This window comes from Reyranella sp. (assembly GCF_017305915.1).
In the GTDB taxonomy this organism is placed as follows: domain Bacteria; phylum Pseudomonadota; class Alphaproteobacteria; order Reyranellales; family Reyranellaceae; genus Reyranella.
Genome location: NZ_JAFKJN010000032.1, coordinates 55,875 through 73,022, shown reverse-complemented (window position 1 = coordinate 73,022; position 17,148 = coordinate 55,875). Strand labels below are relative to the sequence as shown.

Here is a 17,148-nt window from a genome sequence, read left to right as displayed (position 1 = left end):
CGCATCTTGCTCACAATGGTCGGAGCTTTGGCTGTGCTGGGGGAGAACGGCAGATGCTGCAGCGTTGGATGATGGGCCTCGCCTTGGCGGCCGCGATGACCACTTGTGTCGCGGCGCAGGACCTGCCCAAGAGTCAGTTCAAGGTCATCGGGCTGAACAGCCCGACGCCGGCCTCGATCCACGACGAGGTCCCGTTCTGGCGCAAGACCGTGCTCGAGGCGTCGAAGGGCGCCATCACCGCCGACATCACGCCGCTCGACCAGATGAGCATCGACGACAAGACGATGCTGCGCCTGCTCAAGCTCGGCGTGATGGATTTCGCCGGCATGGACATCTCCAAGATGGCGGGCGACGACCCGCGCTTCGAGGCCTGCGACCTGGCGGGCCTGACGCTCGATCCGGAGAAGGCCCGCACCGCCTGCAACGCCTATCGCGGCGTGATCGACCGGCAGATGCAGAAGAACTGGAACGTCAAGCTGCTGGCCTTCGGCGGCAACACACCCCAGGTCTTCTGGTGCCGCGAGGTCGTGTCGGGCCTCGGCGGCTTGAAGGGCAAGAAGATCCGCGTGTTCAACAACACCATGCGCGACTTCCTGGGCGGCGTCGGCGGCTCGGCGGTCAGCATGGCCTTCGCCGAGGTCGTGCCGGCTTTATCGGCCGGCGTCGTTGATTGCGGCGTCACGGGCAGCCTGTCGGGCAACACCGCCGGCTGGGCCGAGGTCACCAAGTCGATCTATCCGATGTCGCTCGGCTGGAGCATCAACGTGCTGGCCGTGAACCTCGACAGCTGGAAACGGCTCGATCCCAAGGTCCAGGCCTTCATGGCCGAGCAGACCAGGGCCTACGAGGACAAGATGTGGGCGACCATCAAGACGACCACGTCGGAGGCCGACAACTGCAACAGCGGCGTGCAGCCCTGCACCATGGGCAAGCTCGCCAAGACCACCATCGTGCCGGTCAAGCCCGAGGAGATGGACGCGCACAAGAAGCTGGTCGAGGGCGCGGTGCTGGCCGGCTGGGCCAAGCGCTGCGGCGCCGAATGCGCCCGCGAGTGGAACGACACGGTCGGCAAGGCGCTCGGGCTGAAGGCGCCGACACCCTGAAATGAAGATGCGAAATCAGAATCCTCCCCTTCGCGGAATCGCGAAGGGGAGGTGCCCGCATCCTACGCGGGCGGAGGGGTCATGAGCGACAGTCTTGCGGGGGCCCATGACCCCTCCGTCGCGGACTACCGCTACACCTCCCCATCTGAATGGGGAGGAGTTTGATGCAGCGCCTTCAAACCGCCGCCGAGAGCATCTCTCGGGTCGGCGCGGTGGTGGGCGGCGCCATGCTGCTCATCGCCTCGATCCTGATCTGCATCGACATCACGCTGCGCTACACGCTGGCGGTGACCCTGGGCGGCGCCGACGAGCTGTCGGGCTATGCGCTGGCGATCTCCAGCGCCTGGGGCTTCTCGGCTGCCTTGCTGAGCCGCAGCCACATCCGCATCGACACCGTCTATGTCCGCATCAAGTCGATCACCGTGCGGGCGCTGCTCGACCTGATCAGCCTCGCCACGCTGCTGTTCTTCTTCGGCATGGTGACCTTCTACGCCTGGGGCGTGGTCAGGCAGTCCTGGGTCTCCGAATCGCATTCGCTGTCGGCGATCGAGGCGCCGCTGATCGTCCCGCAGGGCCTGTGGTTCGCGGGCCTGGTGTTCTTCGTCCTGGTCTGCCTGCTGCTGCTGGCGCGCGGCCTGCTGGCCTTCGCCCAGGGCCGCTACGGCGAGCTGTTCAAGCTGATCGGCTCGAAGTCCGCCGTCGAGGAGGCCGAGGAGGAGATCGCCGCCACCCATCACGGGCTCGAGCAGGAGAAGCCACAATGACCGCCGGCATCTCGCTCGTGGTGCTGCTGTTCCTGCTCGGCAGCTCGATCGCCGTCGCCGCCGGCATGGGCCTGACCGGCGTGCTGCTGAACGACATGTTCTCGACCATGCCGATGAGCCGCATCGTCGGCGAGCTCACCTGGTCGACCACCAGCAACTTCATCCTGACGGCGATCCCGTTCTACATTCTGTTCGGCGAGATCCTGCTGCGCTCGGGCACCGCCGAGCGCATGTACGCCGCGCTGGTGCAGTGGCTCTCCTGGCTGCCTGGCGGGCTGATGCATTCCAACATCGGCGCCTGCGCCCTGTTCGGCTCGGTGTCGGGCTCGAGCGTCGCCACCGCCGCCACCATCGGCGTGGTGGCGATGGGCGAGATCGAGAAGCACAAGTACAACGAGCCGCTGTTCCTCGGCACACTGGCGGCCGGCGGCACGCTCGGCATCCTGATCCCGCCCTCGATCAACATGATCATCTACGGCGTGATGACCGACACCTCGGTGCCGAAGCTCTATCTCGCGGGCTTCATCCCGGGCTTCATCCTGACCGTGCTGTTCAGCCTGACGGTGCTGGTCGCCTGCATCTGGAAGCCGCACTGGGGCGGCACCCGCATCCCGACCAACTGGGAGATGCGGATGAAGCTTCTCCCCGACCTGCTGCCGCCGCTGGTGCTGCTGGTGATCGTGATCGGCGCGATCTTCTTCGGCATCGCCACCGCGACCGAGGCGGCGGCGGTCGGCATCGTCGGCGCGCTCGCCCTGGCGGCCAAGGACCGGCGGCTGAGCTGGCGCATGCTGCGCGACGTTTGCGAGAACACGGTGCGCACCACCTCGATGGTGGTGGCGATCCTGGTCGGCGCCTTCTTCCTCAACGTCGTGATCCAGACCATCGGCCTGACCCAGCAGCTCAGCAAATTGATCGCCCACTACCAGCTCTCGCCGGTCCAGGTGCTGCTGGCGGTGATCGCGCTGTACCTGATCCTCGGCACCTTCATGGAGGAGCTCTCCATGATGATCTCGACCATCCCGATCACCACGCCGCTGATGGTCCAGGCCGGCTACGATTCGGTGTGGTACGGCATCCTGCTGGTGCTGCTGATCCAGACGGCGATGATCTCGCCGCCGTTCGGCATCAACCTGTTCGTGATCCACGGCATCCGCGGGCGCGGCAAGCTGACCGACGTCGAGAAGGGCTCGGCGCCGTTCGTCATCGCCCTGCTGGCGATGATCGCCATGATCTGCATCTGGCCCGATATCGTGATGGTGGCGGTGCGCTGGTTCGGCTGAGGCGGCCGGGAAGTTCCCGGATATCAGTGATATCATCGATATCACGAACCGGCGATCGCCTCGTCGGTCTCGGGATCGAAGAAATGCAGTCGGCCCGGCGGCACCGACAGCCGCAGGCGGTCGCCGCTTGCGACCGACGCCTCGGCCGGCACGCGCGCGACGGTGATGCGCGTGGCACCCAGCCGGGCCTCGAGCAGGATCTCCGAGCCGAGCTGCTCGACCACCTCGACCGCCGCCTCGAACGATCGGCCGGCGATCTCGCCCAGCACCAGATGCTCGGGCCGCATGCCCAGCACGACCTTGCGGCCCCGATAGCGCTGGAGCGCGGCACCCGATGGCTCGCTGACGGCGAGATCGAGGTCCGGGGCGCTGACCTTGCCCTCGCCCACCGTGACCTCGACGAAGTTCATCGCTGGCGCGCCGATGAAGCCCGCGACGAAGCGGTTGACCGGCCGGGCATAGACCGTAAGCGGCGTGCCGACCTGCTGCACGCGGCCGTCGCGCATCACCACGACCCGGTCGCCGAGCGTCATTGCCTCGACCTGGTCGTGGGTCACGAACACCGAGGTGGTCGGCACCTGGGCATGCAAGCGCTTGATCTCGACCCGCATCTGGGCGCGCAGCTTGGCGTCGAGGTTGGAGAGCGGCTCGTCGAACAGGAAGACCAGCGGGTTGCGCACCAGGCAGCGGCCGAGCGCGACGCGCTGCTGCTGGCCGCCCGAGAGCTGGCGCGGCCGGCGCTTCAGCAGCTCGTGCAGGCCCAGGATCTCGGCGGCGCGGTCGATCGCCGCCTTGATGTCTCGCTCCGGCACCTTCTTGTTGCGCAGGCCGAAGGCGAGATTGTCGTACACGCTCATGTGCTGATAGAGCGCGTAGTTCTGGAACACCATGGCGACGTCGCGGTCGCGCGGGGCCAGGTTGTTCACCACCTTGCCGCCGATCCGGATCTCGCCGCTCGAGATGTCCTCCAGCCCCGCGATCATGCGCAGCGTGGTGGACTTGCCGCAGCCCGACGGGCCGACGAGGGCGACGAACTCCTTGTCGGCGATCTCGAGGTCGACGTCCTTCACGGCATGGTGCAGCGACCCGTAGTGCTTGTTGACCTTGGCAAGACTGATAGCGGCCATGATGACTCGTCATGCTCCTCCCCCGCTAGGGGGAGAGGCGGGGTGAGGGGTTACAGACAATCCTCGAAGCCCCTCACCTGACCCTCCCCCTAGCGGGAGAGGAACATGAAGGGCGCCTCGTTTCGCGCTTACTGCGCCGCCTTGCTAACGCTGGGTGCGCCCTCGGCCAGCACCTTGGCGATGTCCTCGCGCTTGCCGGTGACGGCCTTGGTGACGGTGTCGTTGAACGCCTTGTGCACCGCCGGCCAGTTGGCGAAGTAGTAGGCACCGCGCACCTTGTGGGGCGAATCGAGCACCGACTCCTTCAGCAGCTTCATGAACGGATCGGCCGCGGAGATCTCGGGCCAGAAGGTGGTGTTGGGCGGCGGCGCGCCGGTCGCCTTGAACATCTTCATCTGGCCTTCCTTGTCGACCATCATCGCCGCCAGCATCTCCTTGGCGAGCGCCTTGCGCTCCGGCGAAATCGACTTCGGGATCGCCCAGCCCCAGATATCGTCCCAGGCGAACGGGTCCTTGCGGTTGGGTCCGAGCGGGAAGCGCGCGGCCGCGATCTTGCCCGCCATCTTGGACTTGGCCGGATCGTTGAAGGTGCCCCACCACAGCGTGTCGGCCACGGTGAAGGCCGCGTCGCCGCCCATGAAGATGGCGTTGGCCTCGTTGCGGTCGTAGGCCGGCATGCCGCGCGGCGAGATCTTGTGGGTGTTGATGGCGTCCCACCAGTATTCGACCGTCTCCTTCATGCAGGGCTCGGTCATCATCGACTTCCAGCCGTTGGCCGCGAGCTTCTTGTTGTCGCGCTCATAAGGAGGCGCCAGCACGTCGCAATTGTTGGCCCACATCGACCACAGCCAGGAGAACCAGCTGTGGTTCATCGCCATGCCGCCGACATAGCCGAACTTCACCTTGCCGGCCGCCTGGAGCTTCTTCGAGGTCTCGACCAGCCCGGCCAGGGTCTTCGGCACCTCCTCCGGCTTCACCAGGTCGCTGCGATAGAAGAACACGCTGAAGGTCTGGCCCATCGGCACGACCGTGTTCTGGCCCTGCGCATTGCCGAACACGACTTTGTCCATGCCCCATTTCTCGGCGTACTTGAGGGCCTCGATGTCGTCGGTCGGCTCGAGCAGGTGCGCCCAGAGCTGGCCCCAGTCGTCGTTGTGCCAGATCACGTCGTACTGGTCAGAGTTCGAGGTCAGCGACGCCGTCATCTTCTCGACGTAGACGCCGTAGGAGTTGGGCACCTTGACGATCTTGATGCCCTTCTTGGCGCCCCAGCTCTCGAACATGGCGATCGAGGCGTCCTGGATCGGGCTCGGCTGGTAGCCGATCCTGAGCTCCTTCACCTGGGCTTGCGCCGTGCCGGCCGCGAGCACGGCGGCGGCGGCTAATAACGCTCGTCTCAACATCGTTTCCTCCTTCTTTTGACTTAGAGGCGCAGGCCTCGAATCACGTATTTCTGACCGAACAAGGCGAGCAGGAAGGCCGGCACCAGCGCCATCACCGCCGTCGCCGCCATCAGATTCCAGCGCAGGCCCATCTCGGTGACGAACTGGGCCATCACCACGGTGATCACCGGCACGCGATTGCCGGTCAGGATCAGGGCGAACAGGAACTCGTTCCAGGTGAACAGCCAGCACAGCACGCCCAGCGCGGCGATCGCCGGGATCGCCGACGGCAGCGCCACCCGCAGGAAAGCGCCCCAGCGCGTGCAGCCGTCGATCAGGGCGGCGTGCTCCATCGACGGGTCGATGCCGTCGAAGAAGCCCTTCATCAGCCAGGAGAAGAAGCAGATATGGACGGCGATGTGCGGCAGCAGCAGGCCGACATAGGTGTCGTAGAGGCCCCAGCTCTGCGCCACGAAGTAGAGCGGGATCACCCAGGAGATGTAGGGCACGCAGCGGAAGATGTAGATCGTGCCGAACCAGGTGCTCGAGACCGGTCCCTTGAAGCGCGACAGCATGTAGCCGCTCGACACCGTCACCAGCAGCGAGAAGAAGGTCGCGAGCGTGGCGATCACAGCGGAGTTGGCGAAAGCCTCGACCACACGCTCGTCCTGAAACACCTCGGCGAAGTTGCCCAAGGTGAACTCGGTGCCGCGATGGACGTAGTAGACGCCCGATTCGGGCCGCAGCGACGTCAGGATCAGCCACAGCACCGGAAAGGCGAACAGGAAGCAGATGCCGACGATCGCCAGGCCGAACAGCAGGCGGCGCACGCCCAACGGCAGATTGGCGAACAGCATGGGCTGACGGACCATCGCCATGGCGTCAGGCCTTGGCGATGCGGTCGGTGACGCGATAGAGCACCACGCCGACCACCAGGATGATGAGGCCGCCGATCATCGCCGCTGCCGAGCCGCGACCGAGATCGAGATTGAGGAAGGCCAGGACATAGGCATAGAGGCTGAACAGCTCGGTCGAGCGGCCGGGGCCGCCGCCGGTCAGCGTCCAGACGATATCGAAGGTGCGGAAGGCGTCGATCGCGCGGATCACGACGCAGACCACGATGACCGGCCGCAGCATCGGCACGGTGAGATGGGTGAACACCCGCCAGGTCGAGGTGCCGTCGATCTCGGCCGCCTCGAACGGCTCGCGCGGCAGGCTCTGCAGTCCCGCCAGCAGCAGCAGCGTGTACCAGGGCGTCCACAGCCAGATGTCGGTCAGCAGGATCACGCCGAAGGCGGTCCAACGCTCGACCAGCCAGGGCTGGCCCTCGAACCCCAGCCCCTCGAGCACTGCGTTCACGATCCCGAACTGATCGTTGAACATCCAGCGCATCATGATGGCGGCGATCACCGGCGCCACCATCAGCGGCACCAGCAGCACGGTCTGCACCAGCTTCTGGCCGCGGAACGGGCGGTTGAGCAGCAGCGCCAGCGCCAGGCCCAGCGCCAGCGCGCCCAGCACGCTCACGACCATGAACAGGAAGGTGTTGGGCAGCACGACCTCGAGGAAGGCGGGATCGGTGATCACCGCCTGGTAGTGCGCCAGCCCGACCCAGACCTTCTTCGGATTGTAGAGCGCCCAGTCGCGGAAGCTGGCATTGGCGCCGATCACGATCGGCACCACCTGGAACAGCAGCATCAGCAGGCCCGCGGGCAACACCAGCAGCAGCATGAAACGCTGCTGCTCGCCGAACAGCGGACGCGACCCCGACGCCATACGCCTTCCCCTACCTCTTTGCTTACTTGTTGCCGGGATGATGCGGGTTTTCCGAACTGGTTGAAAGCGGTGTTTCCCGCTATGTCACGGCCGCCATGCAGACCCTGCGGACCCTCGAGGCGCTGGAGCGCGAAGGGCTGGTCGCGGCCGAGCCGCGGCTTGCCGACGCCGCGCAGTCGATGGCGATCGCCATCACGCCCGAGATGCTTGGCCTGATCGACCGCGCGGACGCCGACGACCCGATCGCCCGCCAGTTCGTGCCCAGCATCGCCGAGACCGAGATCGCGCCCGAGGAGCTGGCCGACCCGATCGGCGACGAGGCGCGCGCCGCCGTCAAGGGCATCGTCCACCGCTATCCCGACCGGGTGCTGCTGAAGCCGCTGCATGTCTGCCCGGTCTATTGCCGCTTCTGCTTCCGCCGCGAGAAGGTCGGGCCGGGCGGCGAGGCCTTGTCGGCCGACGAGCTCGCGGCCGCGCTCGCCTACATCCGCGACCGGCCCGAGATCTGGGAAGTCATCCTGACCGGCGGCGATCCGCTGATGATGGCACCACGGCGGCTCGCCGACCTGATCGCGGGCCTCGACGCGATCGGCCATGTCGGCGTCATCCGCATCCATAGCCGGGTGCCGATCGTCGATCCGTCCCGCGTGACCCCCGAACTGGTGACCGCGATCAAGCCGCGCCGCGCCGCGCCGTGGCTCGGCGTGCATTGCAATCACCCGCGCGAGCTTCAGCCCGCGGCACGGATGGCGCTCGGACGGCTGGCCGATGCGGGGATACCTTTATTGGGCCAGACCGTGCTGCTGGCCGGGATCAACGACACCGTCGATACCCTAGACCAGCTCATGCGGGCGCTGGTGACGGCGCGGGTGAAGCCCTACTACCTGCATCATCCTGACCTGGTGCGCGGCACCGGCCACTTCCGCGTTTCCATCGCGCGCGGGCAGGAGCTGATGCGGGCGCTGCGCGGCCGGCTGTCGGGCCTGGCGCAGCCGACCTACGTGCTCGACGTGCCGGGCGGCCACGGCAAGGTGCCGATCGGTCCTGGTTATCTTGCAGGCTATCTGGGCGACGATCCCGATGCGCTGCCCGACGAGCTACGGGTCCGCGACGCCTTCGGGCAGACGCACCGCTATCCCGGCTAACGCTCGGCCAGGGCCTCGTCGCCGACCGGACCCGGCGCCTCGACGAGCAGTTCGACCGTCTGCGCCCCCGCCGTCTCGAAGGTCAGGGTCATCGGCACACGCTGGCCCTGAGCGAGCGGTGCCTTGAGCTCGATCAACAGGTGATAGCCGCGCGGCTTCAGCGTGATCGCCGTGTCGGGCGGCAGGTGCAGCCCCTTCTCGAGCGGCCGCATGCAGATGCCGTGGCCGACCACTTTGATGCCGTGGATCTCGATCTTCGTCGCGACGGGGCTTTCGGCTGCGATCAGCCGATCGGCCTCGTCGCTTTTGTTGGTGACGGTAAAGAATCCACCGGTGTGGCATTTCTCGCCCAGCGAGGTGCGGATCCAGGGGCGGCTGATATCGATGTTCATGCCGCCCATTCAGCATTAGCTTTTGTCGGGGTCAACGGCGCGCTGCCATAATCGGTCGGGTGGCCCGCACCGGCGGTTGGCTGAGCTCCTCGACCAGCCATTCCTCGAACGCCTTGGTCTTGGGCCGGGTCGCCGACGACGGTGGGCAGACGAACCACCACGCCTTGCCCGAATCGACGATCTGCGGGAACGGCTGGAACAGCCGGCCCTCGGCCAGCTCCTCGCGGAACAGCTGCGGCGGCCCGACCGCGACGCCCGCGCCCTCCATCGCCGCCTCGACGGCGATCATCGTCGAATCGAAGGTCAGGACCCGCTTGGGCTTGAAGTCGCCCAGGCCGACCGCGCGCAGCCAGATCGACCATTCGGGATCGTAGGTCATGTCGATGAACGGCACGCGCTTCAGGTCATCGAGCGATTTCAGCTTGTCCTTGTAGCGCTTGCCGCAGAGCGGGGTCAGCACGTCGCTGAACAGGCGCGTCGCATGCAGGTCCGGATCAGGCTGCACCGCAAAGCGAATCGCGCAGTCGAAATCCTCGCGCGCGAAGTCGACATGGCGCAGCGCCGTCGTCATGCGCACCTCGATCTCCGGATGCTTGGCCTGGAAGCGGTGCAGCCGCGGCGCCAGCCAGCCCAGCGCGAAGGTCGTCACCAGGCTGACGTTCAAGGTCCCCGAGTTGGCCTTGCGGCCGACCCGTTCCAAGGCGTTGGTCATGCGGTCGAAGGCGTCGCGCAGGTCGGGCAGCAGCGCCTGGCCCTCGCCGGTGATCTCGAGCCCGCGCGGCCGGCGCACGAACAGCGCCACGCCCAGCCTTTCCTCGAGCGCCTTGACCTGGTGGCTGACCGCCGCCTGGGTGACGTGCAGCTCCTCGGCGGCATGAGTGAAACTAGCGTGACGGGCGGCGGCCTCGAAGGCGCGGAGCGCATTCAGCGGCAATTGAGAGCGACTCATCTGGACGACCAGTTCATAGTTTTTTTAGCCCTTCCCAAGAGCTTTCATCCTTTGCGCTAATGCGGATCATACATCAAATAAGGCATATACACGAGGTCAGCGCGGCAGTTCCGCCGCCACCGCCTCAAACGGAGCTAAGTCATGTCGACCCTGTCTGGCGTGCGGGAAATCGCCCGCACGGCTACCCCCTCTTTCACCCTCGGCCGGGCCATTGCGCTGCTCGCCGGGTCGGTTGCGGTCGGCGTGGAGACCCTGATCAATCGTGCGGAGATCCGCAAATCCCGACGCCAACTGGCCGAGCTCGATGACCGCCTGCTGCGCGACATCGGGATCGATCGCGGCACCGCCCGGTACGAGTCCACCAAGGGCTTCTGGGCCTAAGGCCATCCACGAATAGGTTTCCGGGTCGGGGGAATTGCCGGCGGGCGCCGGATAGAGCAGGTTGGTCGGGACGTCTATATGGCGTCCATGACCGAAATCTCTCTTTCTCCCCCCACCATGGCGCTCGCCAGCCCCTCCCTCCCTGGCATGCTCCCCGACCCGGATTCCTGCTGGGCCGCGGTCCAGCGTCGCGACCGGGCCTACAACGGCCGGTTCTGGTTCTCAGTCCAGTCGACCGGGGTCTATTGCCTGCCGTCCTGCGCGGCACGGCCGCCGCTGCGCAAGAACGTGGCCTTCCACCCCTCGCCGGAAGCGGCCGAAGCGGCCGGCTTCCGCCCCTGCAAGCGCTGCAAGCCGCGCGACTGGCAAGCTGAGCTCGGGCTCAGCCGCCCGGTGGCGCGCGCCTGCGCGCTGTTCGATGCCGCCGACGTCGATACGCCGCCGTCGCTCGCCGAGGTGGCACGGCTGGTCGGCATCACCGCCAACACCCTCAGCAAGCGATTCGTATCGGAGCTCGGCGTGACGCCGCGCGACTGGCTGATCGCCAGGAAGCGCGAGCGCTTCCGCAAGGCGTTGCGCAACGGCGAGAAGGTGAGCGAGGCGCTGTACGGCGCGGGCTACGGCTCGCCGAGCCGCGTCTACGAATCGAGCGACAAGGCGCTCGGCATGACACCCGCCACCTACGCCAAGGGCGGCGCCGGCGCGCACATCGACTACACCACGGTCGAGTCCGACTACGGCCGCGTACTGGTCGCAGCGACGCAGAAGGGCATCGCCGCGGTGTTCCTCGGCGACAGCGACCGCACGCTCGAGCGCGATCTCAAGCACGACTTTCCGGCAGCCGAGATCGAGCGCAACGACCAGGTGCTGGCGCCGCGCGTAAAAGGCGTGCTGGCGCGGCTGTACGGCCGCAAGCCGACCGCGCTCGATGCGCCCGACGTGCCGCTCGACATCGTCGGCACCGCCTTCCAGTGGAAGGTGTGGAAAGCGCTGACCGAGATCCCGCCGGGCGAGACCCGGACCTACGGCGAGATTGCCAAGCGCATCGGCGCGCCCGGCTCGGCCCGCGCCGTCGGACGCGCTTGCGCCACCAACCAGGCGGCCGGCGTCATCCCCTGCCACCGCGCCGTCGGCTCGACCGGCGCGCTGACCGGCTATCGCTGGGGCGTGGCGCGCAAGGAGCGGCTGCTCGCCGAAGAGCGCCGGCGCAGCAGCACGTAGAAGGCGCCGCCGCCGCCGTGGCGCGGATGGGCAGCCCGCACGCCCGCCACCCGCACCCGGTTCTCCGGCCGCTCGAGCCAGCCCGGAAACTCCGCCCGGATGCGGCCGCCGAACATGCGGCCGCTGTCGAGGCGTGTGCCCTTGCCGGTGACGATCAATACGACGCGGCGATTCTGCGCCGACGAGTCGGCGATGAACGCGCTCACGGCGCGTTCGGCCGCGACGAGAGTCATGCCGTGCAGGTCGAGCTTGGCCTCGGGCCTGCGCTTGCCCTTCGACAGCGAGCGATCGACCTCGCGATCGAACGACTGCAGCGCCGGCGACTTTGTCATCCCGAGCGCAGCGAGGGATCTTTCCCGGACCGGCAAAGATCCCTCGGCCTTCGGCCTCGGGATGACAGCCTCCTTCGGCCTCGGGGTGACAGGCTTTTTGGCCGGACGTTTGCGGCCCTTGAGCGGCTTCACATCCGCCATTGCCGCCCGGAACAGCTCGACGTCCTTGGCCATCCGTTTGATGTAGCCTTGGCCCCATCCCGGGTCTACACAGCCGGCCATGGCGACCGCTCCTCAGCACGTCCAGCCCGATCCCGACCTGCAGGCCGGCCTGCAATATCTGCGCGCCAACTGGTTCGATCGCGCCGAGCCGCATCTGCGCGCCGCCCATGCCCGCCACGGCGACCAGCCGGCGATCCTGCATTATCTCGCCGTCTGCCTGTCGCAGCGCGGCGCGCTCGGCGAGGCCGAGGTCCTGTGGCGCAAGGCGATCGCCAAGGACCCCAACGAGCCGATGCTGTCCTACAATCTCGGCCTGATCGCGCGCCGCCAGGGCAAGCTCGACGAGGCGGCCAAGCGCTTCCGCGACACCGTTCGCCGCGCGCCGACCCACATCGAGGCGCGTCTGGCGCTGGCCGGCATCCATATCGACCAGCACAAGTTCACCGCCGCCGAGCGCGAGCTCTCCGAGGTCGTCGCCAACCTCGATCGCGCGCTGGAGCATCCCGACGGCGCGCAGCTGCGCTCCATCCAGGCCCGCGCCCGCAACATGCTGGGCCATGTCTTCTATCGCCTCGGCCATTTCGAGCAGGCGGTGCAGATCCTCGATCAGGCGATGCAGGATGCCGGCGAGGAGGCGCCGCGCCGCGCCCAGATCATGGCCGACCGCGCGCTGGCGCTGGGCGGCCTCGGCCGCCACGACGACGCGATCGCCGAAGCCGGGCAGGCGGTGGCGCTGGTGCCGCAGAGCGCCGTGCTCAACCACGCGCTGGGCTTCGTCCTTTATTTCGCCGGCAAGGTGACGGAAGCGATCGCGCACGTCGAGAAGGCGCTCGAGCTCGATCCCCATTTCACGCCGGCGCTGCGTACCCTCGCGCTCGCCCAGTCGGCCGCGGGCAAGGGCGACGAGGCGCAGGGCGTGCTGCGGCGGGTGCTCGCCCAGAACCCGTTCGACCGCGATGCCGTGCTGCAGCTCTCCTTCCTGCATCTCGACGGCAAGCGCTACGAGACGGCGCTGCTGACGCTCGAGCCCTATCTCAAGGCGGCGCCCGACGATGCCCGGGCGCTCAACAATCAGGGCCTGGCGTTCCGCGGCCTCAAGCGCCTCGACGAGGCGCGCCGCTCGTTCAAGCGGGCCCGCAAGCATGCGGCCGACGATCCGCTGATCCTGACCAACTTCGGCGCGGTGCTGGTCGATCTCGGCCGAGCCGCCGAGGCCAGGCCGCTGCACGAGCAGGCGTTGCGCGGCGCGCCCAACGACGCCCGCCTGCTCGCCAACTACGGCATCTGCCTCGCCGCGCTCGGCGAGAAGGACCGCGCCCGCGAGACCCTGGACAACGCGCTGGCTGCCGATCCCGGCAACGACGAGGCGCTAGTCGCCCGCGCGAGCCTCGACGCGTGAGCGCCGGCGCCGAGCATCTGGCCGAGGTCCAGGGCCGCATCGCCGAGGCGGCCAAGGCTGCCGGCCGGCGGCCCGGCGATGTCACCCTGGTCGCCGTCTCCAAGACCCATGGGCCCGAGCGGGTGCGCGAGCTGCTCGAGGTCGGCCATCGCATCTTCGGCGAGAACCGGGTGCAGGAGGCGCAGGATAAATTCCCGGCGCTGAAGGCGGACTATCCCGACCTCGAATTGCACCTGATCGGGCCGTTGCAGACCAACAAGGCGCGCGACGCCGTGGCCTTGTTCGATGTCATACAGTCGGTCGACCGCGAGCGCCTGGCCGCGGCCCTCGCCAAGGAGATGGAACGCGCCGGGAAGCGGCCGGCCTGCTTCATCCAGGTCAATACCGGCGAGGAGGCGCAGAAGGCCGGTATCCTGCCGGCCGACGTCGACGCCTTCGTCGCGTCCTGCCGCGACGTGCACAAGCTGCCGGTGGTCGGCCTGATGTGCATCCCGCCCGTGGAGGAAGAGGCGGCGCTGCACTTCGCCCTGCTGGCCAAGATGGCCAAGCGCAACGGCCTCGACCGGATCAGCATGGGCATGAGCGCCGACTACGAGACGGCGGTGCGGTTGGGCGCCACCCATGTCCGCGTCGGCAGTGCGCTGTTCGGAGCGCGCCACTAGCCCCGATGCCCGAGCTGCCCGAAGTCGAAACCGTCCGGCGCGGCCTCGTCCCGCGCATGGTCGGCCATCGTATCGCCGGCCTGATCCAGCGCCGCAAGGACCTGCGCGTGAAGCTGCCGGCGCGCTTCGCCGCCAAGGTCGAAGGCCGCACCGTCACCGCAATTGACCGGCGGGCGAAATACCTGCTGCTGCGCCTCGACGATGGCCAGACCCTGATCATCCATCTCGGCATGTCGGGCCGCATGACGCTGCACGATGCCAAAAGCGCCGCCGAGCATCCCTTCGAGCGCCACGATCATGTGGTTTTCGATATGGACGATGGCTGGCAGGTTCGTTTCAACGACGCACGCCGCTTCGGCCTGATGCTGCTGGTGCCGACCGAGGGTGTCGAGAAGCACAAGGCCTTCAAGGGGCTGGGTCCCGAGCCGCTGGCCGATGCCTTCGACGGCGCAGTGCTGGCGGCGCGGCTCAAGGGCCGCAAGACGCCGATCAAGGCGGCCCTGCTCGACCAGAAGACGCTGGTCGGCGTCGGCAACATCTATGCCTGCGAGGCGCTCTACCTGTCGGGCCTCTCGCCGCGGCGCTCTGCCCATACGGTGCAGGGCGATCGCGCCGAGCGCTTGGTCGCGGCGATCAAGCAGGTGCTGCTGCGCTCGATCGACGACGGCGGCTCGACCTTGCGCGATCACGTCCAGCCGGGCGGCGAGCTCGGCTATTTCCAGACCCGCTTCAAGGTCTACGACCGCGCCGGCGCGCCCTGCCAAACCAAGCAGTGCGGCCACCTCGTCAAGCGGCTGGTGCAGGCCGGCCGCTCGACCTTTTATTGCGCCCACTGCCAGCGTTAGTCTGCAAGGCCCGGCGGGGAGGCCAACAGGAGGGATAGAGTGGCTTACGAGAACATCACGACCGAGACCAGGGGCCGCGTCGGCATCGTCCGATTGAACCGGCCCAAGGCGCTGAATGCGCTGTGCGCCGACCTGGTACGCGAGCTCGGCCAGGCGCTGGATACATACGAAACAGACCCGGCCATCGGCTGCCTGGTGCTGACCGGCAGCGACAAGGCCTTCGCCGCCGGCGCCGACATCAAGGAGATGAAGGACAAGTCCTACCAGGATGTCTTCCTGCAGGACTTCATCACCGTCGGCTGGGAGCGGGTCAGCCAGATCCGCAAGCCGATCGTCGCCGCGGTCGCAGGCTATGCGCTGGGCGGCGGCTGCGAGATGGCGATGATGTGCGACTTCATCATCGCCGCCGACAATGCGAGGTTCGGTCAACCCGAGATCACGCTCGGTACGATCCCGGGCGCCGGCGGCACGCAGCGCCTGCCGCGCTTCGTCGGCAAGTCCAAGGCGATGGACATGATCCTGACCGGCCGCATGATGGACGCCGCCGAAGCCGAGCGCTGCGGCCTGGTGAGCCGCGTCGTGCCGCTCGTCCAGCTGATGGACGAAGCCCTTGCAACGGCAGAAAAAATTGCCGGCATGTCGCTGCCCGCGACGATGGTCGCCAAGGAGGCGGTCAACCGCGCCTTCGAGACCACCCTGGCCGAGGGCGTGCGCTTCGAGCGACGCACCTTCCACGCCACCTTCGCCTTCGACGACCGCAGCGAGGGCATGAACGCGTTCGCCGGGAAGCGCAAAGCAACCTGGAAACACCGTTGAATCGCGCCGATTCCGTGGGGTTGACCGGTCCCCGGTCGCCTCGTATAAGCGCCGCCTTCCGAGGAAGAGGATTCAATGGCTAATCACAAGTCGGCCGAGAAGCGCGCCCGCCAGACCGAGCGCCGCACCGCCGCGAATTCGGCGCGCCGCAGCCGCGTGCGCACCTCGATCAAGAAGGTCGAGGACGCAATCAAGGCCGGCGACAAGAAGAAGGCGGCGGATGCGCTGAAGGCGGCGCAGCCGGAGATCCAGCGCGGCGCTGCCGCGCGGGTCGTCGCCAAGAACGCCGCATCGCGTCGCATGTCGCGACTCAATGCGCGCATCAAGGCGATGGCGTGAGGCAACCCGCCCTGCACTGAAGATGAACGCCGCTCCCACCGAGCGGCGTTTTCGTTTTTGAGATACGCGCGGAAATTTTTTTGAGAACTTTTTTACGGTTCGGACGCAATCAGGACTTGGGATCGAAGTCGGCAAAAAAGATGCAATTCGCCCCCATCGAACGGCCGAGCAAGGCGAGCGCAAGATGTTGAGGCGCGTCCTTGATCTTCGAAGCGACGTCAGCGCGACGCGAATCGAATCGGCGGGGTTGTCAAATGAATCGCGCGGGGAACAACGTGCATCACGCGCCTATGTCGGTTCCGAAGCGTTTGCGCCGCTCGCTGAGTCTGTCTAAGAGTCCGACATCGCGACGGGGCGTGGGGCGCTGAGCGCGAGCCAAGGCGGAGACGGGGGGACTTCCTTCTTCGCTGCAACGAGGAAGAAGGAGAACCAGACCACAAGCACACCGGCATACACGACGACGAGCACTTGAAGAATCGAGCGCGTGGGATCACGCTCTCTCCAAAGAAGAGCCGTCGTTGTTCAAGCCCGTGCTTTGGTCTCGACTTCTCACTCGAGGCTCGAAGCCTGCGCCCCGGCTCGAAATGAAAGATGCGGGGGCCATGGCGAGCAACAGGATCACTGGCACGTACGAAGTCTCCGCCGCCCCGGGCTACACCGGCGACGTGACTCCGGCGACCGCCTGGAAGATCCTGAGCGAGAACAAGGACGCGGTGCTGATCGACTGCCGCACCCGCGCCGAGTGGAACTACGTGGGCCTGCCCGAACTCGCAGCGATCGGCAAGAAGCCGGCGCTGCTCGAGTGGCAGGTCTTCCCAAGCATGCAGCAGAATCCGGAGTTCGTGGCGACATTGGGGAACGCCGTCACGGACAAGGATACGCCACTGCTGTTTCTGTGTCGGAGTGGGGCGAGGTCGGCTGCGGCGGCGAAAGCTATGTCCGCAGCCGGATACAGTACGTGCATCAACGTGTCTGAGGGGTTCGAAGGTCCGCTGGATACGCATGGGAAACGCGGTTCAGCGGCGGGGTGGAAGGCTACTGGGCTTCCATGGAGACAGACTTGAACAAGA

The 17,148-nt window shown here is 67.0% G+C and carries 19 protein-coding genes; 12 read left to right on the top strand and 7 right to left on the bottom strand.

Features of this window, described 5'->3' with window-relative positions; all coding sequences use genetic code 11:
* The first annotated feature begins 53 nt into the window (after positions 1-53).
* The 3 genes from J0J01_RS27525 (at position 54) to J0J01_RS27515 (ending at position 3,150) form a co-directional block, all read left to right on the top strand.
* On the top strand, positions 54-1,103 hold the full coding sequence (locus J0J01_RS27525; RefSeq protein WP_296386671.1) for a TRAP transporter substrate-binding protein: 1,050 nt from the start codon (positions 54-56) through the stop codon (positions 1,101-1,103).
* 164 nt (positions 1,104-1,267) lie between these two features.
* Positions 1,268-1,867 (top strand): TRAP transporter small permease, encoded by a 600-nt coding sequence (locus J0J01_RS27520; RefSeq protein WP_296386669.1) that lies wholly within the window; start codon positions 1,268-1,270, stop codon positions 1,865-1,867.
* The gene (locus J0J01_RS27515) at positions 1,864-3,150 is read left to right on the top strand and encodes a TRAP transporter large permease (protein WP_296386667.1); all 1,287 of its coding nucleotides are present in this window, start codon (positions 1,864-1,866) and stop codon (positions 3,148-3,150) included. The genes J0J01_RS27520 and J0J01_RS27515 overlap by 4 nt, the downstream gene beginning before the upstream one ends.
* A gap of 41 nt (positions 3,151-3,191) precedes the next feature.
* On the opposite strand, the gene ugpC is transcribed toward J0J01_RS27515, so the two are convergent.
* From ugpC to J0J01_RS27495, 4 genes are all read right to left on the bottom strand, one after another.
* Positions 3,192-4,277 carry a sn-glycerol-3-phosphate ABC transporter ATP-binding protein UgpC gene (gene ugpC, locus J0J01_RS27510; RefSeq protein ID WP_296386665.1) on the bottom strand — a complete coding sequence of 362 codons (1,086 nt, stop codon included), beginning with the start codon at positions 4,275-4,277 and terminating at the stop codon, positions 3,192-3,194.
* A 128-nt stretch (positions 4,278-4,405) separates the two neighbouring features.
* Positions 4,406-5,680, bottom strand: a complete 1,275-nt coding sequence (locus tag J0J01_RS27505) for an extracellular solute-binding protein (RefSeq protein WP_296386664.1) — start codon at positions 5,678-5,680, stop codon at positions 4,406-4,408.
* Positions 5,681-5,700: 20 nt separating this feature from the next.
* Positions 5,701-6,531: a carbohydrate ABC transporter permease gene (locus tag J0J01_RS27500; protein WP_296386662.1), complete on the bottom strand. Its 831-nt coding sequence runs from the start codon at positions 6,529-6,531 to the stop codon at positions 5,701-5,703.
* Between the two features lie 10 nt (positions 6,532-6,541).
* The gene (locus J0J01_RS27495; RefSeq protein ID WP_296386660.1) at positions 6,542-7,435 is read right to left on the bottom strand and encodes a sugar ABC transporter permease; all 894 of its coding nucleotides are present in this window, start codon (positions 7,433-7,435) and stop codon (positions 6,542-6,544) included.
* A 56-nt stretch (positions 7,436-7,491) separates the two neighbouring features.
* Between J0J01_RS27495 and J0J01_RS27490 the strand changes: the two genes are divergently transcribed.
* Positions 7,492-8,580: a lysine-2,3-aminomutase-like protein gene (locus tag J0J01_RS27490; RefSeq protein WP_296386697.1), complete on the top strand. Its 1,089-nt coding sequence runs from the start codon at positions 7,492-7,494 to the stop codon at positions 8,578-8,580.
* On the opposite strand, the gene J0J01_RS27485 is transcribed toward J0J01_RS27490, so the two are convergent.
* Complete coding sequence (locus J0J01_RS27485) at positions 8,577-8,972, bottom strand: copper chaperone PCu(A)C (RefSeq protein WP_296386658.1); 396 nt, start codon at positions 8,970-8,972, stop codon at positions 8,577-8,579. The genes J0J01_RS27490 and J0J01_RS27485 overlap by 4 nt on opposite strands.
* 31 nt (positions 8,973-9,003) lie before the next feature.
* Positions 9,004-9,921 (bottom strand): transcriptional regulator GcvA, encoded by a 918-nt coding sequence (gcvA, locus tag J0J01_RS27480; RefSeq protein ID WP_296386656.1) that lies wholly within the window; start codon positions 9,919-9,921, stop codon positions 9,004-9,006.
* A gap of 141 nt (positions 9,922-10,062) precedes the next feature.
* Here gcvA and J0J01_RS27475 point away from each other — a divergent pair, with 141 nt between their 5' ends.
* Together J0J01_RS27475 and ada are read left to right on the top strand one after the other, a co-directional pair.
* Positions 10,063-10,302 carry a DUF1127 domain-containing protein gene (locus J0J01_RS27475; RefSeq protein WP_296386654.1) on the top strand — a complete coding sequence of 80 codons (240 nt, stop codon included), beginning with the start codon at positions 10,063-10,065 and terminating at the stop codon, positions 10,300-10,302.
* A gap of 147 nt (positions 10,303-10,449) precedes the next feature.
* On the top strand, positions 10,450-11,523 hold the full coding sequence (gene ada, locus J0J01_RS27470; RefSeq protein WP_296386652.1) for a bifunctional DNA-binding transcriptional regulator/O6-methylguanine-DNA methyltransferase Ada: 1,074 nt from the start codon (positions 10,450-10,452) through the stop codon (positions 11,521-11,523).
* On the opposite strand, the gene J0J01_RS27465 is transcribed toward ada, so the two are convergent.
* The gene (locus J0J01_RS27465) at positions 11,457-12,029 is read right to left on the bottom strand and encodes a Smr/MutS family protein (RefSeq protein ID WP_296386650.1); all 573 of its coding nucleotides are present in this window, start codon (positions 12,027-12,029) and stop codon (positions 11,457-11,459) included. The genes ada and J0J01_RS27465 overlap by 67 nt on opposite strands.
* Positions 12,030-12,075: 46 nt before the next feature.
* Here J0J01_RS27465 and J0J01_RS27460 point away from each other — a divergent pair, with 46 nt between their 5' ends.
* The 6 genes from J0J01_RS27460 to J0J01_RS27435 all read left to right on the top strand — a co-directional run bounded on the left by J0J01_RS27460 (position 12,076) and on the right by J0J01_RS27435 (position 17,142).
* Positions 12,076-13,416: a tetratricopeptide repeat protein gene (locus J0J01_RS27460; RefSeq protein WP_296386649.1), complete on the top strand. Its 1,341-nt coding sequence runs from the start codon at positions 12,076-12,078 to the stop codon at positions 13,414-13,416.
* Positions 13,413-14,078, top strand: coding sequence for a YggS family pyridoxal phosphate-dependent enzyme (locus J0J01_RS27455; protein WP_296386647.1), 666 nt, complete (start codon positions 13,413-13,415; stop codon positions 14,076-14,078). The genes J0J01_RS27460 and J0J01_RS27455 overlap by 4 nt, the downstream gene beginning before the upstream one ends.
* Before the next feature lie 5 nt (positions 14,079-14,083).
* Complete coding sequence (gene mutM, locus J0J01_RS27450; protein WP_296386645.1) at positions 14,084-14,923, top strand: bifunctional DNA-formamidopyrimidine glycosylase/DNA-(apurinic or apyrimidinic site) lyase; 840 nt, start codon at positions 14,084-14,086, stop codon at positions 14,921-14,923.
* Positions 14,924-14,962: 39 nt separating this feature from the next.
* On the top strand, positions 14,963-15,739 hold the full coding sequence (locus J0J01_RS27445) for an enoyl-CoA hydratase (RefSeq protein ID WP_296386642.1): 777 nt from the start codon (positions 14,963-14,965) through the stop codon (positions 15,737-15,739).
* Positions 15,740-15,814: 75 nt separating this feature from the next.
* Positions 15,815-16,078, top strand: coding sequence for a 30S ribosomal protein S20 (gene rpsT / locus J0J01_RS27440; protein WP_296386639.1), 264 nt, complete (start codon positions 15,815-15,817; stop codon positions 16,076-16,078).
* A gap of 602 nt (positions 16,079-16,680) precedes the next feature.
* A complete protein-coding gene (locus tag J0J01_RS27435; protein WP_296386637.1) occupies positions 16,681-17,142 on the top strand; it encodes a rhodanese-like domain-containing protein in 462 nt (153 codons plus the stop codon).
* Positions 17,143-17,148 lie beyond the last annotated feature (6 nt).

What these genes read in the sequence shown, in the direction of transcription:
- J0J01_RS27525 (WP_296386671.1), top strand. Translation starts at nt 54, where the DNA reads ATGCTGCAGCGTTGGATGATGGGCCTCGCCTTGGCGGCCGCGATGACC.
- J0J01_RS27520 (WP_296386669.1), top strand. Translation starts at nt 1,268, where the DNA reads ATGCAGCGCCTTCAAACCGCCGCCGAGAGCATCTCTCGGGTCGGCGCG.
- J0J01_RS27515 (WP_296386667.1), top strand. Translation starts at nt 1,864, where the DNA reads ATGACCGCCGGCATCTCGCTCGTGGTGCTGCTGTTCCTGCTCGGCAGC.
- ugpC (WP_296386665.1), bottom strand. Translation starts at nt 4,277, where the DNA reads ATGGCCGCTATCAGTCTTGCCAAGGTCAACAAGCACTACGGGTCGCTG.
- J0J01_RS27505 (WP_296386664.1), bottom strand. Translation starts at nt 5,680, where the DNA reads ATGTTGAGACGAGCGTTATTAGCCGCCGCCGCCGTGCTCGCGGCCGGC.
- J0J01_RS27500 (WP_296386662.1), bottom strand. Translation starts at nt 6,531, where the DNA reads ATGGTCCGTCAGCCCATGCTGTTCGCCAATCTGCCGTTGGGCGTGCGC.
- J0J01_RS27495 (WP_296386660.1), bottom strand. Translation starts at nt 7,435, where the DNA reads ATGGCGTCGGGGTCGCGTCCGCTGTTCGGCGAGCAGCAGCGTTTCATG.
- J0J01_RS27485 (WP_296386658.1), bottom strand. Translation starts at nt 8,972, where the DNA reads ATGAACATCGATATCAGCCGCCCCTGGATCCGCACCTCGCTGGGCGAG.
- gcvA (WP_296386656.1), bottom strand. Translation starts at nt 9,921, where the DNA reads ATGAGTCGCTCTCAATTGCCGCTGAATGCGCTCCGCGCCTTCGAGGCC.
- J0J01_RS27475 (WP_296386654.1), top strand. Translation starts at nt 10,063, where the DNA reads ATGTCGACCCTGTCTGGCGTGCGGGAAATCGCCCGCACGGCTACCCCC.
- ada (WP_296386652.1), top strand. Translation starts at nt 10,450, where the DNA reads ATGCTCCCCGACCCGGATTCCTGCTGGGCCGCGGTCCAGCGTCGCGAC.
- J0J01_RS27465 (WP_296386650.1), bottom strand. Translation starts at nt 12,029, where the DNA reads ATGGCCAAGGACGTCGAGCTGTTCCGGGCGGCAATGGCGGATGTGAAG.
- J0J01_RS27460 (WP_296386649.1), top strand. Translation starts at nt 12,076, where the DNA reads ATGGCGACCGCTCCTCAGCACGTCCAGCCCGATCCCGACCTGCAGGCC.
- mutM (WP_296386645.1), top strand. Translation starts at nt 14,084, where the DNA reads ATGCCCGAGCTGCCCGAAGTCGAAACCGTCCGGCGCGGCCTCGTCCCG.
- rpsT (WP_296386639.1), top strand. Translation starts at nt 15,815, where the DNA reads ATGGCTAATCACAAGTCGGCCGAGAAGCGCGCCCGCCAGACCGAGCGC.
- J0J01_RS27435 (WP_296386637.1), top strand. Translation starts at nt 16,681, where the DNA reads ATGGCGAGCAACAGGATCACTGGCACGTACGAAGTCTCCGCCGCCCCG.